General features: G+C 71.2%; 14 protein-coding genes. 7 read left to right on the top strand and 7 right to left on the bottom strand.

Features of this window, described 5'->3' with window-relative positions; translation table 11 throughout:
* Positions 1–1,059 (bottom strand): biotin synthase BioB, encoded by a 1,059-nt coding sequence (gene bioB / locus BJ969_RS10265; protein ID WP_184478715.1) that lies wholly within the window; start codon positions 1,057–1,059, stop codon positions 1–3.
* 103 nt (positions 1,060–1,162) lie between these two features.
* On the opposite strand from bioB, the gene BJ969_RS10260 reads away from it, so the two are divergent.
* Entirely contained in the window at positions 1,163–1,717 is a 555-nt protein-coding gene (locus BJ969_RS10260; RefSeq protein ID WP_184478714.1) for a TetR/AcrR family transcriptional regulator C-terminal domain-containing protein, read from the top strand.
* Positions 1,718–1,925: 208 nt separating this feature from the next.
* On the opposite strand, the gene BJ969_RS10255 is transcribed toward BJ969_RS10260, so the two are convergent.
* Entirely contained in the window at positions 1,926–2,474 is a 549-nt protein-coding gene (locus tag BJ969_RS10255; protein WP_184485086.1) for a helix-turn-helix domain-containing protein, read from the bottom strand.
* A gap of 107 nt (positions 2,475–2,581) precedes the next feature.
* Here BJ969_RS10255 and BJ969_RS10250 point away from each other — a divergent pair, with 107 nt between their 5' ends.
* Together BJ969_RS10250 and BJ969_RS10245 are read left to right on the top strand one after the other, a co-directional pair.
* A complete protein-coding gene (locus BJ969_RS10250) occupies positions 2,582–3,676 on the top strand; it encodes an aryl-sulfate sulfotransferase (protein WP_184478713.1) in 1,095 nt (364 codons plus the stop codon).
* Entirely contained in the window at positions 3,673–4,944 is a 1,272-nt protein-coding gene (locus BJ969_RS10245; protein ID WP_184478712.1) for a solute carrier family 23 protein, read from the top strand. The genes BJ969_RS10250 and BJ969_RS10245 overlap by 4 nt, the downstream gene beginning before the upstream one ends.
* 53 nt (positions 4,945–4,997) lie before the next feature.
* Here BJ969_RS10245 and BJ969_RS10240 read toward each other — a convergent pair whose 3' ends face one another.
* A complete protein-coding gene (locus BJ969_RS10240) occupies positions 4,998–5,888 on the bottom strand; it encodes an MBL fold metallo-hydrolase (protein WP_184478711.1) in 891 nt (296 codons plus the stop codon).
* 355 nt (positions 5,889–6,243) lie between these two features.
* Between BJ969_RS10240 and BJ969_RS10235 the strand changes: the two genes are divergently transcribed.
* Entirely contained in the window at positions 6,244–8,286 is a 2,043-nt protein-coding gene (locus BJ969_RS10235; protein ID WP_246456733.1) for an MGH1-like glycoside hydrolase domain-containing protein, read from the top strand.
* 321 nt (positions 8,287–8,607) lie between these two features.
* Here the strand turns inward: BJ969_RS10235 and BJ969_RS10230 are convergent, their stop codons facing one another.
* Complete coding sequence (locus BJ969_RS10230; RefSeq protein ID WP_184478710.1) at positions 8,608–9,459, bottom strand: helix-turn-helix domain-containing protein; 852 nt, start codon at positions 9,457–9,459, stop codon at positions 8,608–8,610.
* A 185-nt stretch (positions 9,460–9,644) separates the two neighbouring features.
* On the opposite strand from BJ969_RS10230, the gene BJ969_RS10225 reads away from it, so the two are divergent.
* On the top strand, positions 9,645–10,337 hold the full coding sequence (locus tag BJ969_RS10225) for a DJ-1/PfpI family protein (protein WP_184478709.1): 693 nt from the start codon (positions 9,645–9,647) through the stop codon (positions 10,335–10,337).
* Positions 10,338–10,389: 52 nt separating this feature from the next.
* Here BJ969_RS10225 and BJ969_RS10220 read toward each other — a convergent pair whose 3' ends face one another.
* Positions 10,390–11,376, bottom strand: coding sequence for an alpha/beta fold hydrolase (locus BJ969_RS10220; protein ID WP_221315770.1), 987 nt, complete (start codon positions 11,374–11,376; stop codon positions 10,390–10,392).
* 310 nt (positions 11,377–11,686) lie between these two features.
* On the opposite strand from BJ969_RS10220, the gene BJ969_RS10215 reads away from it, so the two are divergent.
* Positions 11,687–11,869, top strand: a complete 183-nt coding sequence (locus tag BJ969_RS10215; protein WP_184478707.1) for a hypothetical protein — start codon at positions 11,687–11,689, stop codon at positions 11,867–11,869.
* 623 nt (positions 11,870–12,492) lie between these two features.
* The gene (locus BJ969_RS10210; RefSeq protein WP_184478706.1) at positions 12,493–13,266 is read left to right on the top strand and encodes a S1 family peptidase; all 774 of its coding nucleotides are present in this window, start codon (positions 12,493–12,495) and stop codon (positions 13,264–13,266) included.
* A 66-nt stretch (positions 13,267–13,332) separates the two neighbouring features.
* Here the strand turns inward: BJ969_RS10210 and BJ969_RS10205 are convergent, their stop codons facing one another.
* Entirely contained in the window at positions 13,333–14,331 is a 999-nt protein-coding gene (locus tag BJ969_RS10205) for an ABC transporter substrate-binding protein (protein ID WP_184478705.1), read from the bottom strand.
* Between the two features lie 109 nt (positions 14,332–14,440).
* Positions 14,441–15,436, bottom strand: a complete 996-nt coding sequence (locus BJ969_RS10200) for a 2-hydroxyacid dehydrogenase (RefSeq protein ID WP_246456731.1) — start codon at positions 15,434–15,436, stop codon at positions 14,441–14,443.
* Between the last annotated feature and the right edge of the window lie 128 nt (positions 15,437–15,564).

The raw sequence follows: 15,564 nt of genomic DNA, 5'->3' as shown, positions 1-15,564 counted from the left end.
TCAGGCGTTGGGCAGCAGGTCGGTTCCGGCGCCGCGGCGGCGGATCACCGGGCCCTCGGCCCGCTGGGCGAGGTCCTGTTCGGAGCCGAGCACGACGAAGCCGCCGTCCCGGATCATCTCCAGGTCCGCTTCGGCGGCTTGGCCTTCCGAGGTCAGGTAGTCGCCGAGGAAGATCGAGTTGGCCACGTGCAGCGCGATCGACTGCAACGACCGCAGGTGCACCTCGCGGCCACCGGCGATCCGGATCTCCTTGTCCGGGCAGACGAAGCGCGCCATCGCCAGGATCAGCAGGCACCGCGCCGGGGTGAGCTCCCAGGTGTTCTCGAACGGGGTGCCGTCGAACGGCAGCAGGAAGTTCACCGGGATCGAGTCCGAGCCCAGCTCCCGCAGCGCGAACAGCGCCTCGACCAGCTGCTCGTCGGACTCCCCCAGCCCGGCGATCAGCCCGGAGCACGGCGACAGCCCCGCGGCCTTGGCCTTGCCGACGGTGTCCACCCGGTCCGCGTAGGTGTGGGTCTGAACGATGGTGTGGTGGTGGCTCTCGGCGGTGTTGATGTTGTGGTTGTAGGCGTCGACCCCGGCGGCCTTGAGGCGTTCCGCCTGGTCGTCCTGGAGCAGCCCCAGGCAGGCGCAGATCTCGACGTCGGGGTGCCGCTGCTTGAGCGCGCCGGCCATCTCCGCGACCTTGTCGATGTCCCGGGTGGACGGTCCGCGGCCGGAGGCGACCATGCACACCCGGCTCGCGCCGCCGTTGAGCCCGGCACCGGCCTGTTCCAGCGCGGCGTCCTGGGACAGCCACGAGTACTTGAGGATCGGGGCGGCGGAGCCGACGGCCTGCGAGCAGTAGCCGCAGTTCTCCTGGCACAGCCCCGATTTGAGGTCCACCAGGTAGTTCACCTTCACCGCGTTGCCGAAATGCGCGCGGCGCAGCCGACCGGCGGCGGCCACCACGGACATCAGCTCGTCGTCGGTGGCCCGCAGCACGGCGAGCGCGTCGTCGGTGGTCACCGGGCTCCCGGCGAGGACGTCGTCGGCGAGCTGGTCGAAGGTGGTGGTCATCGCTTCTCCCCGGGGTCGGCTGACGCTGCGACCTGAACGGCGTTCAGGTGAACAGCGTTCAGGTTAAACTGGGAGGACGGATCGGTCAACGGGAAGGATTCGCGTGCGCTACCACCGCGCCGACATCGTCGATCGCGCCCTCGCGGTGCTCGACGAGTACGGGCTGGAATCGCTTACGATGCGGCGGCTCGCATCGGAGCTCGGCGTGCAGCCCAGCGCGCTCTACCACCACGTGCCGAACAAGCAGACGCTGCTCGCCGCGATCGCCGACGAGATCCTGCGCCGCGGCCGCCGACCGCACCGGGCCACGGAGTGGGACGGGCGCGTCGTCGAGCTCTGCGGGCAGTTGCGCGACGCGATGCTCGCCTACCGCGACGGCGCCGAGGTCGTCGCCACCGCGCACACCTTCGGCCTCGGCCGGGACGACACCGCGGATCGGCTCCGCGACGCGCTGCACGACGGCGGCCTGCCCCCGGACCTGGTGGACCTGGCCACCCGCACCTTCCTGCACCTCGTGTTCGGACACGCGACCGAGGAGCAGACCGCGCTGCAGGCCGCGAGCGCCGGCGCGATCGACCGCGACCCCGGCGGCCCCGACGACTTCGACCGAAGCCTCGAACTCGTCCTCGACGGCCTCCGAGCCAGAACCCACCCCTGACTCGAAACCCCTGTTCAACGCCTTGTCAGCATCTTGTCAGCGGCGAAGCCGCTGAGCAGTGACCACCAGAGCAACCGGCACCGCAGCGGGTTCTCAGTCGTCTTCTCGCGAGGACGGCTTTTCCCTCGTGGCGGAGCCACTCGGGAAAAAGATCCCGCAGCCTGAGGTTCCGCCACCCGATCACAAAGCAAACCGAGCGAAGAGCGCTTCAGTCGTCGAGGGTGATCCTGGCGTCCTCTGCTACCGCGACGAGCAGAACCTTCGCGTCCGGGGTGAGCAGTTGCCAGCTGTGCCGGATGCCGCCGGAGCAGTAGAGGGCGTCGCCTTCGGCGAGGTCGTGCTCCGCTTCGCCGGCGATCACGCGGGCCGCGCCGCGCACGACGTAGAGCAGTTCGTCGTTGCGGTGCACGAATTCGCGGTCGCCGTGGCGACCGCCGCTGAACTCCAGCGCGTGCAGCTGGCGACGGCCGCGCACGAGCGCGCGCACGGTGCCGTCCTCGTCGTCGGTGGCGGCCATCGGTGCGCGCTCGCCGGCGCGCACGATGTCGACGCGTCCGGCCTGTTCGGCACCGGCGAGCAGCCGCACGGCGGTGGTGCCCAGCGCGTCGGCGAGCCGTTGCAGCGAGGCCATGCTCGGGTTGGCGCGGTCGTTCTCGATCTGGCTCAGGAACGGCGCGGACAATCCGCTGATCCCGGCGATCTCGGCCAGGGTGCGGCCGAGCTCCTTGCGCCGCGCCCGGATCACCCGTCCCAGCATCGGCGCGCTCACCTCCTGCGCCCACAACGCGAGAAGGCCTTTCCCGACCCCGCGCACCGGGTGTCAAATATTTGATGAACACAAATCTTTGACATCGAGGACGAGCGATGGACCAGAACACGTTGCGCCGGCGCGGCACCGGCTTGATCGGCGCCGAACCGGAGCTCGGTTTCGGCGGCTACACGCTCTACGCGCCGCTGACCAGCCCGGGTGTCGTGCACCTCGTGGACGCCGAAGGCGCCGAGGCGCACCGCTGGGAGCTGCCGTACCGGCCGGGACGTCATGCCCGCATCCTGCCCAACGGCAATCTCGCCTACAACGGCGCCCTGCCCGGAGTGCCCGCGCCGTTCGACATGTGGCACAAGTACCGCGGCGGAGCCATGTGCGAGGTCGCACCGGACGGGACGATCCTGCGCGAGCACCGCGACCCGTGGGCGCACCACGACGCGAACCACCTCGGCGACGGGCGGATCCTCTACGCCGCCGCCGAACCCGTGGATCCCGCGCTCGTGCCCGGCGGCGTGCCGGACACCGAGGCCGACGGCGTGCTCTACGCCGACGTGCTCCGGGAGGTCGGCCCGGACGGCGAGCTGCTGTGGGAGTGGCGGGCGATCGAGCACCTGCCGCCCGAGGACTACCCGCTGCAGGCGCACTACTGGCGGGAGCACTGGCCGCTGGTCAACAGCGTCTCGGAGCTCGCCGACGGCAACATCGTCGCGAGCCTGCGCAGCGTCTCCGCGGTGATCGTGATCGAACGCGCGACCGGGAACGTGCTGTGGCGCTTGGGTTCCGACGTGATCGCCCAGCAGCACTGCGTGTCCGAGCTGGACGACGGCAAGCTGCTGCTGTTCGACAACGGCACCTTCCGCTCCCGGGAGAGCGTGACGTTCTCCCGGGTCATCGAGGTCGACCGCACGACCTCGGAGATCACCTGGGAGTACCACGACTCCACCCGCGAGTCGTTCTTCACGCCGTTCATGGGCAGCGCGCAGCGGCTGGGCAACGGCAACACGATGATCACCGAGTCGGCCTTCGGCCGGATCTTCGAGATCACCCCGGAAGGCCGGGTGTGCTGGGAGTTCGTCGTGCCGCAGTTCTCGCGCTACCACGAACCCGAAGCGGCGCGGGTGTTCCCGAGCGAGTCGAACGCGCTGTTCCGGGCCTACCGGTACTCGGCGGCGGAACTGCCATGGCTGCGGTGAGCCCCGAAAGCGAGGCGGTGCCGCTCAAGGCGCTCGCACCGCTGGCCGTGCAGCACCTGCTGGTGATGATCACCGGGCCGATCTCGTCGGTGTTCCTGGTCGCGCACGCGCTGGACCTCGACGCGGATTCCTCCGCGCGGTTGCTCGCGGCGTTCTTCCTGGTCTCGGCGATCGGCACGGCCTTCCAGTCGACGGGTTTCCTGCGGGTGGGCGCGCGGTTGCCGTTCGTGATGCTGCCCGGTGGCGCCGCCGTGGTGCTGTTCATCCAGATCGCGCAGCGCACCGACGCGCGCACCGCGAGCGGCGCCGTGGTGCTCACCGGGCTCGCCTGCTTCGCGCTCGCACCCGTGTTCCTGCGGATCGTGCGGTTCTTCCCGCCGCTCGTGCTCGGCGTCATGGTCATCGTGATCGGCGTGAACCTGCTGCGCATCACCGCTCAGCTGGTGGTCGGGCCGGAGGGCGCGGCGGAGCCCTCGTCGCTGGGGCTGATGGCGGCGACGATCGTGCTGACGGTGGTGCTGTTCCGCGTCCTGCGCGGCGGCTGGCGCCGGGTCGCGATGCTGCTGGGCATGGCGGGCGGCATGCTGCTGGGGCTCGCGACGGGTCAGCTCGGCGAGATCACCGGTGGCCCGGTCTTCGCGTTGCCGCAGCCGTTCCCGTTCGGCGTGCCGCACTTCGACCTGCTGGCGACCGTGCCGATGCTGCTGTTCGCGATCGGCGCGATGGCCGAGGCGACGGGCCAGACGGTGCTCAACGCGGAGGCCGTGGGCACCCCCGTCGACCGCAAGCGCCACATCGGCGGCACGATCCGCGGCGACGCCGTCGCCTCGCTGCTCAGCGGCGTGTTCGGCGGTCCGGTGATGGTGACCAGCGGCGAGAACGTCGGCATCGTGCGCATCACGCGGGTGCGCAGCCGCTACGTCACGCTCGGCACGGCCGTGCTGCTGGCCGTGCTCGCCTTCCTCGCGCCGGTGGCCCGGCTGATCGGTGCCGTGCCCTCCGCCGTGGTCTGCGGGACCGGACTGGTCGTGTTCGGCATGATCACCGGGCTGGGCGTGAAGATGCTGCGCGAGGTCGACTTCGGCCAGGACGGCAACCTGATGGTCGCCACGGCCGCGCTGGTCGCCGGGCTGCTGCCCGTCGTCGCACCGGACCTGTACCAGCAGCTGCCGCCGTCGCTGGGCCTCATCCTCGGCAGCGGCGTGACCATGGCGGCGCTCGTCGGCGTCCTCGGCAACCTCTTGTTCTCCGCACGATCGGCCGAGTGATCACCTCTAGTCCACTGTGGGCTGATACTGCGGACGTGCCGGTCCGGGCGTGATCAGCCGAAGGCGTCCGTCTCGTGCGGACTCCACTCGCCGTGCTCGACGCGACCGAGTTGCTGGCCGGCGAAGTGCATGCCGAAACCGAGGGTGCCTTCGCCGCCGAGGCGTTCGACCAGCCGCCGCCGGGAGCGCTCCGCCGCGGAGCGGTCGGCGTCGAACAGGACCTCCCAGTCGAGGTGGCGGACCTGGGCGGGCGAGTGCAGCGCGTCGCCGAAGGCCACGACCTCGCGGCCGTCACCGGTGTCGAGCACCCACCCGGTGTGGCCCGGTGTGTGGCCGGGCAGCGCCCACGCGCGGACTCCCGGCACCACTTCCGCTCCGTCGTCGACGGCGACCACGCGGTCCGCGCCACCGGCGAGGGCCGGATCGGCGCCGGGTCCGGCCTCCGCCCACTCGCCGCGGCCCACCAGCCAACGCGCGGACGGGAACAGCCCGCGGCCGTCGTCGGTGGCGTCCGGCCTGGCCCAGCCGGTGTGGTCGGGGTGGAGGTGGGTGAACGCCACGAAGTCGACGTCGGCCGGGTCCACCCCGAGTTCCGCCAGCTCGCCGGGCAGGAATCCGACGTGCTCGAAGCGGTCGGCGAACTCCGGCACCTCGTCGGCGGGGATGCGCCCGTGTCCGGCGTCGATGAGCAGCCGCGTCGAGCCGCGCTCCACGAGCAGCGCACCGCAGCCCATGGTCAGCAGGCCGTCCCCGGTCCGGTGCTCCCGCTCGTCGCGCCAGTCGTGCTCACCGGTGGCCGGGTACACCTTCGACGGGATCATGTGCAGGCCCGCGTCGGGGAGGTGGGTCAAGGTGAGCTCGCCGAGGGTGGCCCGCCACCGGCCGGGAACCCGGCGGGCGGGGTGGTCGTCCGAACCGGCGCGCTCGGCTGCGGGACGGGTCATGGCGTCTCCGATGCGATCGAGGTGGGACTGCGGTCGAGGTCGACGGCGGCGCGTCCGGGTGCCGGACGACCACGGCAGCACCGGCAGGTCCCTCCGGCGCGACGCGCCTCGTGCTCCCGGCCGACCACGGCACGAGGTCGACCCCACCGTAACGACCCGCCGGGCCCCGCCCCCTCCGATCGACCTGGGACGCGCCGGATTCGGCCCGTTCGGCTCAGCCGCGCACCGGCCGCCCGCCGGAGCCGGTTCGTCGGATCCGCGGCGAGAACTCGCCGCGTCTCGGGCACGGCCCTCCGCGCGGGCTATACAGAGCAGCGGGTGCGCCGAGGCACCGCGTCCGACGCCGGGAGTGCTGATGGTCCGCCGCTCGTTGCTCACCGCCGCCACCGCCGTCGCACTGCTGGCCGGGGTGCTCCCGGCCGCCGCCGCGCCACCGGACACCGGAACCGGAGCGCGGCTGATCGACCGCGACGCGAAGCTCGACGGCTTCGTCGATCCCGCCTGGTATCGGGCGAACATCCCGTTCGTGGACCTGCCCGACGCCGAGATCGAGGACACCTACTACTACCGCTGGCGGACCTTCAAGGAGGCGTTGAAGTACACCGGCCCCGAGGACGGCTGGATCGTCTCGGAGTTCCTGGGGCCGGTCGGCTACTCCGCGCCCGGCGGCGGGATCTCGGCCGCGGCGGGCCACCACCTCTACGAGGGCCGCTGGCTGCGCGACACCCGCTACCTGGACGACTACCTCGACTACTGGCTGACCGGGAGCGGTTCCGGGCCGAAACCGCCCACCGAGGAGCTGAACCCGAACACGACCGATTGGGCTCATCAGTACTCGTTCTGGGTGGCCGACGCGGTCGTCGCCCGCGCGTCGGTCGACGGTCGCTGGGACCGCGCGACCGCGCTGCTGCCGGAGCTCGTCGAGCAGTGGGAAGGCTGGGATCCGCAGTTCGACCCGGAACTCGGCCTCTACTGGCAGACCCCGGTGTGGGACGCGATGGAGTACACCGCGAGCTCGTACCAGAGCGACGACCCGTACCACGGCGGCGAGGGGTTCCGGCCGACGATCAACGCGTACCAGTACGGCGATGCCAAGGCGATCGCGAGCCTGCTGCGCCGCACCGGCGACCTCGACGGCGCCGCGGACTTCGAGTCCCGAGCTGCCGAGCTTCAGTCCAATGTGGAGTCTCGCTTGCGGGACGGCGACTTCTACAAGCACGTCATGCGCGACGGGAATCCGGCGCGGGAGCCGATCGCCGACCGCGAGCAGATCGGCTTCGTCCCCTGGTACTTCGGCATGGCGCCGCCGGAGGCCGATGCGGCGTGGTCCCGGCTCACCGACCCGCAGGGCTTCGCCGCGCCGCACGGCCCGACGACGGTGGAACGCCGCAGCCCCTGGTACCTGCACGAAGCCGAGCGGGGCTGCTGCCACTGGTCCGGCCCGAGCTGGCCCTACGCCACCTCCCAGACCCTGACCGCGCTGGCGAACCAGCTCCAGGACCGCCCGGACCAGCCCTTCGTCGACCGGCAGGACTACTACGACCTGCTGCGCGGCTACGCCTCGACGCAGCGCAAGGACGGCCACCCCTACGTGGCCGAGGCGCACCACCCCGACGAGGACCGCTGGCTCTACGACTCGCCCGGCCACAGCGAGGACTACAACCACTCGACGTTCACCGACCTCGTGCTCTCCGGCCTGCTCGGCATTCGGCCGCAGCAGGACGACACCGTTCGGATCGCCCCGCTCGCGCCTACCGGGTGGGACCACTTCGCGGTCGAGGAGGTGCCCTACCGCGGCCACGACCTGAGCGCGTCGTGGGATCGCGACGGCACGCACTACGGGCAGGGCGCGGGACTGCGGATCTCGCTGGACGGCGTCGAAGTCCACCGGCAGGCGGACCTGAGCCCGGTGACAGTTCCCGTGACCGGCTCTGCGAGCGAACCGCCGCGCCTGGTCGACGACCTGGTCAACGCGGACGGAACCGGTTTCCCCGAGGCGACCGCCTCCTACGCCGGGGAGTCCGACGATGCGTGGGAAGCGATCGACGGCCAGGACTTCCACCTGGACGTGCCCGGCACCCGGTGGACGAACCACGGCAGCCCGAACCGGACCGACCACCTGCAGATCGACTCGGCCGAGCCGATCGACGTCTCGGACGTGCGGATCTCCTTCTACGACGACGGGAACGGCGTGCGCACTCCGGACTCGTACCGGCTCCAGTACCGCCGGGACGACGAGTGGGTGGACCTGCCGACGAGCCCACCCCGGCCCGGCGAACCGAGCCGGGTGGTCCTGGACCAGCCGGTGCGCACCGACGCCCTGCGCGTCACGCCGCTGCGCGAGGACGGCGGCGCCGTCGGCATCACCGCGCTCCAGTCCTGGCGCCCAGCGAGATGACCGACGCACCGCACCACCGCCGGGACCAGGGCACTGATTCCGTTGCCCGGCAAGGAGCTCTTGGCCGGTTCCCTCGATGACGAACTAGCCGAGCAGCGACCACGCACGAACACCGAGCAACGGGAAGCTCCTCTTTGGTCGTTGTCCTGTCAGCGGCGAAGTCGCTGACAGGACAACGCACGCAGCCGGACCACCCGCGGGTTCTCAGCGTTCTTCTCGCGAGGACAGCTTTTTCCCTCGTGGCGGAGCCACTCGGGAAAAAGATCCCGCAGCGAGAAGAACGCTGAGGTTCCGCCAAATGACCACCAGAGCAGAACGAGATCAAGAACAGGTAGTCAGGTTCCAGCTGGCGAGGAGGTTCAACGCGTCGTGCGACGGTGATCCGGCCTCCGCGGTGTAGAGGAACAGGGTCGTGTCCGGATCGCCGGGCGGTACGAAGGTCTCGTACTGGACGGTGAGTTCGCCGACAACGGGATGGCGCAACCGCTTCGACCCGTGGGTGCGCTGGTGGACGCGGTGCTCGTCCCACCACCGGCCGAACTCGGGGCTGCGCTGGCGCAGCTCGGCGACCAGCGCGACCGCCGCCGCGTCCTCGGGGTCGGCGCCGACGTCCAGGCGCAGCGCCTCCACCGTCGTGCGTGCGTGCTGCTCCCAGTCGGCGAACAGCGTGCGCGCGGCGTCGTCCAGGAACATCCAGCGCGCGTAGTTCCGCCGCGGCGCCGGGATCCGGTCGAAGTCGGTGAACAGCGCGTGGGCCATCCGGTTGCTCGCCAGCACGTCCGTGCGGCGACCGAGGACCAGCGCGGGTTCACCGTCGAGGGCGTCGAGCAACCGGTGCAGGCCGGGCCGCACTCGCTGGACCCCGCGCGCCCGCCGCCGCCCGGCACCGGCGGAGCGCTCGATGAGGGCTTCGAGGTGCGACAGGCCGGCGTCGTCGAGTTCGAGCGCGCGGCCGATCGCCGCCACCACCGGCGGTGACGGCACGATGCGCCGGCCCTGCTCCAGGCGCGCGTAGTAGTCGGTCGACACCCCGGCGAGCAGCGCGACCTCTTCCCGCCGCAAGCCGGGGACCCGTCGCACCCGGCCGTCGGCGGGCAGACCGGCGCGTGCGGGGTCGCCGAGGCTGCGGGCTCGCCGCAGGAAGTCCGCGAGCTCGCGGTTGGTCCGGGCCATGGGGCCATTGTCGCCGCTGCGGGGCGACCGCGGGTGGTCCGCTGCGTCCTAGGTTCGCCAAGGCGGGTCCGCGCAGGGCGCGCGGACGGGCTCCCGGAGCGCTTTCCGGGCGGCAGCCTGGGAGTCGATCCCGGACGCGAGCCGATCGCCGCCCGCGTCCTCCCGCCCCGAGAAAGGCCCGCTCCGTGAGCAAGATCCTGATCATCATGTCCGCCGCCGACGTTTGGGAGCGCGCCGACGGTTCGACTTACCCGACCGGCTACTGGGCCGAAGAACTCGCCGCGCCGCACGAGAAGTTCGTCGACGCGGGGCACGTGGTCGACTTCGCTTCGCCCGGCGGCGTCCTGCAACCGTTGGACCGGCACAGCGCCGACCCCGAGATCGCCGGGGCGGACTGCTCCCGCCACGTGCGGCACGCCGAGACGGCGCTGCGCGAGTTCGGGGCGCCGCTGCCGTTGCACGAGGTCGACGTGGACGACTACGCCGCCGTGCTGCTGCCGGGCGGGCACGGCCCCGTCGTCGATCTGCACCAGGACGCGGACCTCGGACGTCTGCTCATCCGGGCCGACGAGACCGGCACGATCATCGGCGCGGTCTGCCACGGCCCGGCGGGCCTGCTCAGCGCCGTCGATGCGGAGGGCGGCTGGCGGTTCGCGGGCCGGAGGATGGCCGCTTTCACCGACGAGGAGGAGCAGCTGTTCGGCACCGCCGAGGGCGCCCCGTGGCTGCTCGCGGCCCGGCTCCGCGAACGGGGCGCGCAGCACGAGGGCGGCCCGGCCTACGAGGCGCGCACCGTGCGGGACGGGAACCTGCTCACCGGCCAGAACCCGGCGTCCAGCGGACCGCTGGCCGACGCGATGCTCGACGCGCTGGGCTGACGGGCCGCTGCTCGCCGCGCGGCGCGATCGTGCGGCGAGCAGCCGTTCCCGCTCAGCTCGCGGAGCGCGGCTCCAGGTCGAGCCCGTCCAGCCAGCCGGTGATGGTCGCGGCGTACGTGGCCGGGTCGTGCCCGTGCATGGAATGCGGCATCTCCGGGAAGGCGCGGTAGGTGAACGAGTTCCCCGCGCCCTCGATCAGCCGCCGGGCGTGCTCGACCTGCTGGTCGGAGACCGCGCCGACCAGGTTGCCGGTCTCCGGATCGGCGACGTGGAAGTGGTGGGTGAACAGGACCGGCACCCGCACCCGCGACAGCATCGTCTCGTGGTCGCAGTTGAGCGCGACGCGACCGGAGACGAAGGCGTCACCCCACTCGGGGTCGTACTCGCGCAGGTTCTGCGGCACGGCGGCGGATTCGCCCGTCGCGTCACCGGTGTTCGCGCCGCCCAGCATCGCGGCCATCGCGCCGGGCAGCTCGGTCGCCATCGCCGCGCGCATGCCCTCGATGTCGCCGATGGACCACTGCGGGCCGAGCCACTTGTGCCAGAGCCGGAAGATCGGGCCCGCGCCCTGGCGCAGCGACGTGCCGACCGCGGGGTTCAGCTCGGACGAGAACAGCGGCGGGTCCTCGTAAACGGCGGCGCGGAGCTGTCCGGGTGCGGCGAAGGCGGACAGCCACGCCGTGATCACACCGCCGGACGACAGACCGCTGACCACCACCGGGCGGCCGATGACCCGATCGATGAACCGGACGAGGTCGCCGCCGAAGAGGTCCAGGCTGTAGCGGCCCGGCGTCCACGTGGACCTGCCCTGCCCGCGCAGGTCGACCGCGTAGACCTGGTACCGGTCGGCGAGCAGCCGCATCGCCTCCTCGTAGCCCCACCACGATTCGCTCTGACCGGGGACGAGCAGCAGCGCGGGGTTCGTGGGGTCGCCCGCGACCGCGTAGTTCATGCGGATCTCGCCGAGATCCGCGATGTGCTCCGGATATCCGTGCTCGACGAAAATGTCCGGGTGATCGGCCTGTTCCAGGTACGGCACCGTGGCCGCTCCTTCCGAAGTGCTGAGATCGGCGGTCGCCGAGGGTGGAACCCAGGACGTGGCCGAAAACATTCCGCCATCCGAGCAGAACGCCCCGAACCGCCGAATCCGAACGGACCAGGCCGCACAACAAAACTACGTTAAGTGATCAGACGGGCCGAAACTGATCGACCGTTCGTCGTCGCAGGACGACCGCACAGCGGCAGGCCATCAAACGATCGTTGCCGTACGTGATCGTCAGTGATGTTCTGATGCTCCATTCGGGGAGGGCTTCATCCGGAAGTTGGCATCAGCACTGGAAGGGACGCTCATGAAAAGCGCGATCTTGCACGACGGAATCACCCACGGCGCCGACGTCTCCTGGTTGAACGGCCAGGCGATCTCGCTATGCGGGAAGTCGTTCGGGGAGAACACGTTCACGGAGAAGCTGTTCCACGGCAGCGTGAACTGCCCGGATTGCAAGCACGCCAAGCGGATCGGCAAGCGGCTCTGAACCTCCGCGAGCACCGTTCACCCACGACCGCGCCACCACGTGGCGCGGTCGCGCACGTGCACGAGCACATCGCGACGAGGCTCCACCGACGCCCTGTACCGGGAACGGCAGGGGTCTGTCGTGCGGATCGTCGCCTCCCTCAGGGTCCGTCAAGAACGTCTTTTGATCATTTTCTTGTCAGCGGCGGAGCCGCTGAGCAGCGACCAGCTTGAGTAAAACGACCACCGGCGGGTTCTCAGCTGCTTCCTCGCGAGGACAGCGATTTCGCCGTGCATGGCATACATCGGAAATCGATCCCGCAGCGAGGAAGCCGCTGAGGTTCCGCTGAGCCGCCGGCTACGCAGGTCGTTCGGAAAGAGACGCGAATCTGCCACCACGAGCCCGGATTCCGGCGCTCACCGTGTTCGACCGACGACTCAACGCGACGGTGCGACCCTCCGGCGCGCTGACCTGCACCGGAAAGTTCCGGAACATGCGGGCGAATTCACCGAGTGCCGGATCAGGAACGCTCCGCGAAAAAGGCCGAATCCGGGCGTGTCCTAAGGCACATTCCCGCCCTGAGCACTCTGGACGGACCACCTCGGCGACCCTAGAGTCGGCCGCTTCCGAGTGGAGGGGCTTCCATGCGCCTGTGTCTGTCCATCGCCGCGGTCGCGGCATCGTTGCTGGTCGCTCCGGCCGCCGTGGGTGCCCAGATGGCTCCCGCGATCATCGGCGGCAAGACGGCGACCGACTCGTACGACTTCATGACGAGCCTCGATCACGACAAGAAGTTCTTCTGCGGCGGTTCGCTCGTCGCTCCCGACTGGGTGCTCACGGCGGCGCACTGCGTCACGGACACGGGCCAGAACGGCGAGTCCACGCCGCGCTCGCCGCAAGGCGTGACCGCGCGCATCGGCAGCGATGACCGCAGCGCCGGCGGCAGCACGGCCAACGTCACGCAGATCGTCGTGCACCCGAACCACAAGGGGTCCGCGGCGGACCTCGCGCTGCTCCGGCTGGACCACGCGGTGCCGAACAAGCCGGCCCGGCTTTCCGCCGACCCCGAACCTCCCCAGGAGCTGCCGCGTGCCATCGGCTGGGGCCGGACCAACGAGAAAACCCAGGACATAGCCCAGAAGCTGCAGGAGATCAGCACCCGGATCGTGCCCGGCGACCGGTGCACGACCGGCATCGACCCCCAGCGCAACTTCTGCGCCGAAGGAGCCGTTCCCGGCACCAGCGCCTGCGAAGGCGACTCCGGCGGCCCGCAGATCCTCGGCCGGGAAGGCGAGTGGGAGCTGATCGGCGTCACCAGCGGTCCCGGTGACGACGACGGGAAGTGCAGCACGGGCTACGGCCAGTGGACCAAGGTCGAGTCCTACCGCGACTGGATCACCACGACGATCCGCGGCTGATCCCCGGCCCGGCGGTGAGCCCGCTGCGGACCTGCTTCCCGGGAATCCGGGCGGAAATCGGGGTCCTCAGCGGCTCACCGCTTCGGCCAGTCGCGGCACGAGGTGGTCGAGGGCGTACGGGATGCCCACCGCGGTGGCGCTGGCGAAGGCCGAGGAGACGACGTCGTCGGTGAACACGACGTCCCGCCCCTCCCGCACGGAGGGAACGGCCCGGTAGAGCGGATCGTCGATGAGCACCTGCGGGTCCAGGCCGATGGTGGTCATCACGGTGAGGTCCGCGTCGAGCAGGTCCAGCCGTTCCTGCGAGATCGGCACGGAGAACCCGGTGCCCGCGAGCTCCTGGATCGCCGGTGAGTTGCGGAAGCCCAAGGCGCGCATGAACTCCACGCGGCTGGTGCCGTCCACGTAGGCGCCGAAACCGCGCACGGTGCGCGCTCCGACGACGGAGGTCGCGCCGACGAACTCGGGGTGCTCGCGGGCGGCCCGCGCGAACTTCGCCTCCAGGTCGGCGCGGAGCCGCTGCGCCTTCGGCCGTTCGCCGAGCGCGGTGCCGATGAGGTCGAGCTGCTGCTGCCACGTGGTGGTGTACTGCCGCGCGCCTTCGGGGATGCTGATCACCGGCACGCCGAGACCGCTGAGCTGCTCGTACCGGTCGGGGGCGCCGCTGGCCCTGGTGTCGAGGATCAGGTCGGGCGCGAGTCCGGCGAGCCGTTCCATGTTCACGTCGAGCGTGCCGAGCATCGGCGGCGGCTCCGGCTCGTAGCGCTGCTGGACCCACTCGCCGAGCCCGTCGCCGCCGACGCCGAGCCAGTCCGCGCTGCCCACCGGCTGCACGCCGAGCGCCAGCGCGACCTCGGCGTCGCCCCAGCCGAGGGTGACCACGCGCTGCGGGCGCTGCGGAACCGTGACCTCACCGAAGGCGGTGGACACGGTGACCGGGGTCCAGTCCGCGTCACCGGCGGGAACGTCGGGCGCCGCCGACGGACCTCCCGAACATCCGGCGAGCATCAGGACGGCGCTGAGCAGCGCGGTCGCGAGGACCGGGCCGCGAGGGCGGGCAGGCATGCGCAACTCCTCTGAAGTTAACTTTGCCTACCCTAATCAATTCGCCGGATTTGCGGGCATGAACGCGATCACACCGCGGCCCGCGCGGACGCGGGCCGCGGCGCGCGGGTCAGGCCGTGGTCACCACGTTGCGCAGCTGCTCGCCCGCGGCGAGCCGGCGGATGTTCGCCACGATGTCCGCGGAGCGACCGGCGAAGGTCTGGCGGGTCAGCCCGGAGGAGTGCGGGGTCATCAGCACGTTGCCGAGTTCGTGGAACGGCAGCGAACTCGGGTGCTTCACCTCGCCGGGAACCGGGTAGTCGTACCAGACGTCGATGGCGGCGCCGCCGATCACGCCGTCGCGCAACGCGTCGTACAGCGCCCGCTCGTCGACGATGGGCCCGCGACCGACGTTGACCAGGACCGCGGTCTCGCGCATCCGCGCCAGTTCGGCCGCGCCGATCAGCCCGGTCGTCTCCGGCGTGAGCGGCGTGGAGAGCACCACGACGTCCGAGATCTCCAGCAGTGCGCCCAGATCCGAGATGGTGGAGGTCCACTCCAGACCTTCCGCGGCGGCGTCGACCTCGCCCCGGCGGGTGACGGCGACGCCCTGCGCCTCGAACGCGCGGAACCGCTGCCAGGTGATCTTGCCGATGTGCCCGAAGCCGACGAAGCCGATCGTCGCGCCGGTCAGCGCGTTCACCCACGGCGCACGTCCACTGTAGACAGGAGTCTCCCACCGGCCCGCGCGCAGAGCCGCGTCCTGGCCGTGGAAGTCGCGGCGCACCATGGTGCTTGCGGCGACGACGTATTCGGCGATGGACTTCTCGTGGTGGAAGGTGTTCGCCACGACCGCGCCGCGCGGCAGGGCCCGCACCGCGATGCCGTCGGTGCCCGCGCCTGCCGCGTGCACCAGCTTCAACCGCTCCCCCGCCTTCGCCAGGTCCTCCGGGAGGTTGCCCGAGACGTACACGTCGGCGTCGGCCACGGCGGCCCGCATCGCCTCGGCGTCCTGCCGGTCCGGCCAGCTCACCCGCGTGCCCGCGGGCAGGTCCGCCTCGATCTCCGCGCGCAGCGGCAGCAGGTTGGTGTCGGCGATGACGACGTTCAGGCCGGGGGCACTCATGCGCTCTCCTCACTGGCGCCGGTTCGACGCGGAACCGGCACCGCACGCTGTGGAACCGGGCGGCGCAGCGAGCCGCCGCCCGGCCCCATCGTCGCAGCCCAGCGGCGGTGCCCGGCGAAAACCGGACG

The sequence above is a fragment of the Saccharopolyspora gloriosae genome (assembly GCF_014203325.1).
Lineage (GTDB): Bacteria > Actinomycetota > Actinomycetes > Mycobacteriales > Pseudonocardiaceae > Saccharopolyspora_C > Saccharopolyspora_C gloriosae.
This window is presented reverse-complemented; position numbering and strand designations above follow the sequence as displayed.

Coding starts and splice junctions, on each gene's coding strand:
- bioB (WP_184478715.1), bottom strand. CDS start 1,059: ATGACCACCACCTTCGACCAGCTCGCCGACGACGTCCTCGCCGGGAGC.
- BJ969_RS10255 (WP_184485086.1), bottom strand. CDS start 2,474: ATGCTGGGACGGGTGATCCGGGCGCGGCGCAAGGAGCTCGGCCGCACC.
- BJ969_RS10250 (WP_184478713.1), top strand. CDS start 2,582: ATGGACCAGAACACGTTGCGCCGGCGCGGCACCGGCTTGATCGGCGCC.
- BJ969_RS10240 (WP_184478711.1), bottom strand. CDS start 5,888: ATGACCCGTCCCGCAGCCGAGCGCGCCGGTTCGGACGACCACCCCGCC.
- BJ969_RS10235 (WP_246456733.1), top strand. CDS start 6,244: ATGGTCCGCCGCTCGTTGCTCACCGCCGCCACCGCCGTCGCACTGCTG.
- BJ969_RS10230 (WP_184478710.1), bottom strand. CDS start 9,459: ATGGCCCGGACCAACCGCGAGCTCGCGGACTTCCTGCGGCGAGCCCGC.
- BJ969_RS10215 (WP_184478707.1), top strand. CDS start 11,687: ATGAAAAGCGCGATCTTGCACGACGGAATCACCCACGGCGCCGACGTC.
- BJ969_RS10210 (WP_184478706.1), top strand. CDS start 12,493: ATGCGCCTGTGTCTGTCCATCGCCGCGGTCGCGGCATCGTTGCTGGTC.
- BJ969_RS10205 (WP_184478705.1), bottom strand. CDS start 14,331: ATGCCTGCCCGCCCTCGCGGCCCGGTCCTCGCGACCGCGCTGCTCAGC.
- BJ969_RS10200 (WP_246456731.1), bottom strand. CDS start 15,436: ATGAGTGCCCCCGGCCTGAACGTCGTCATCGCCGACACCAACCTGCTG.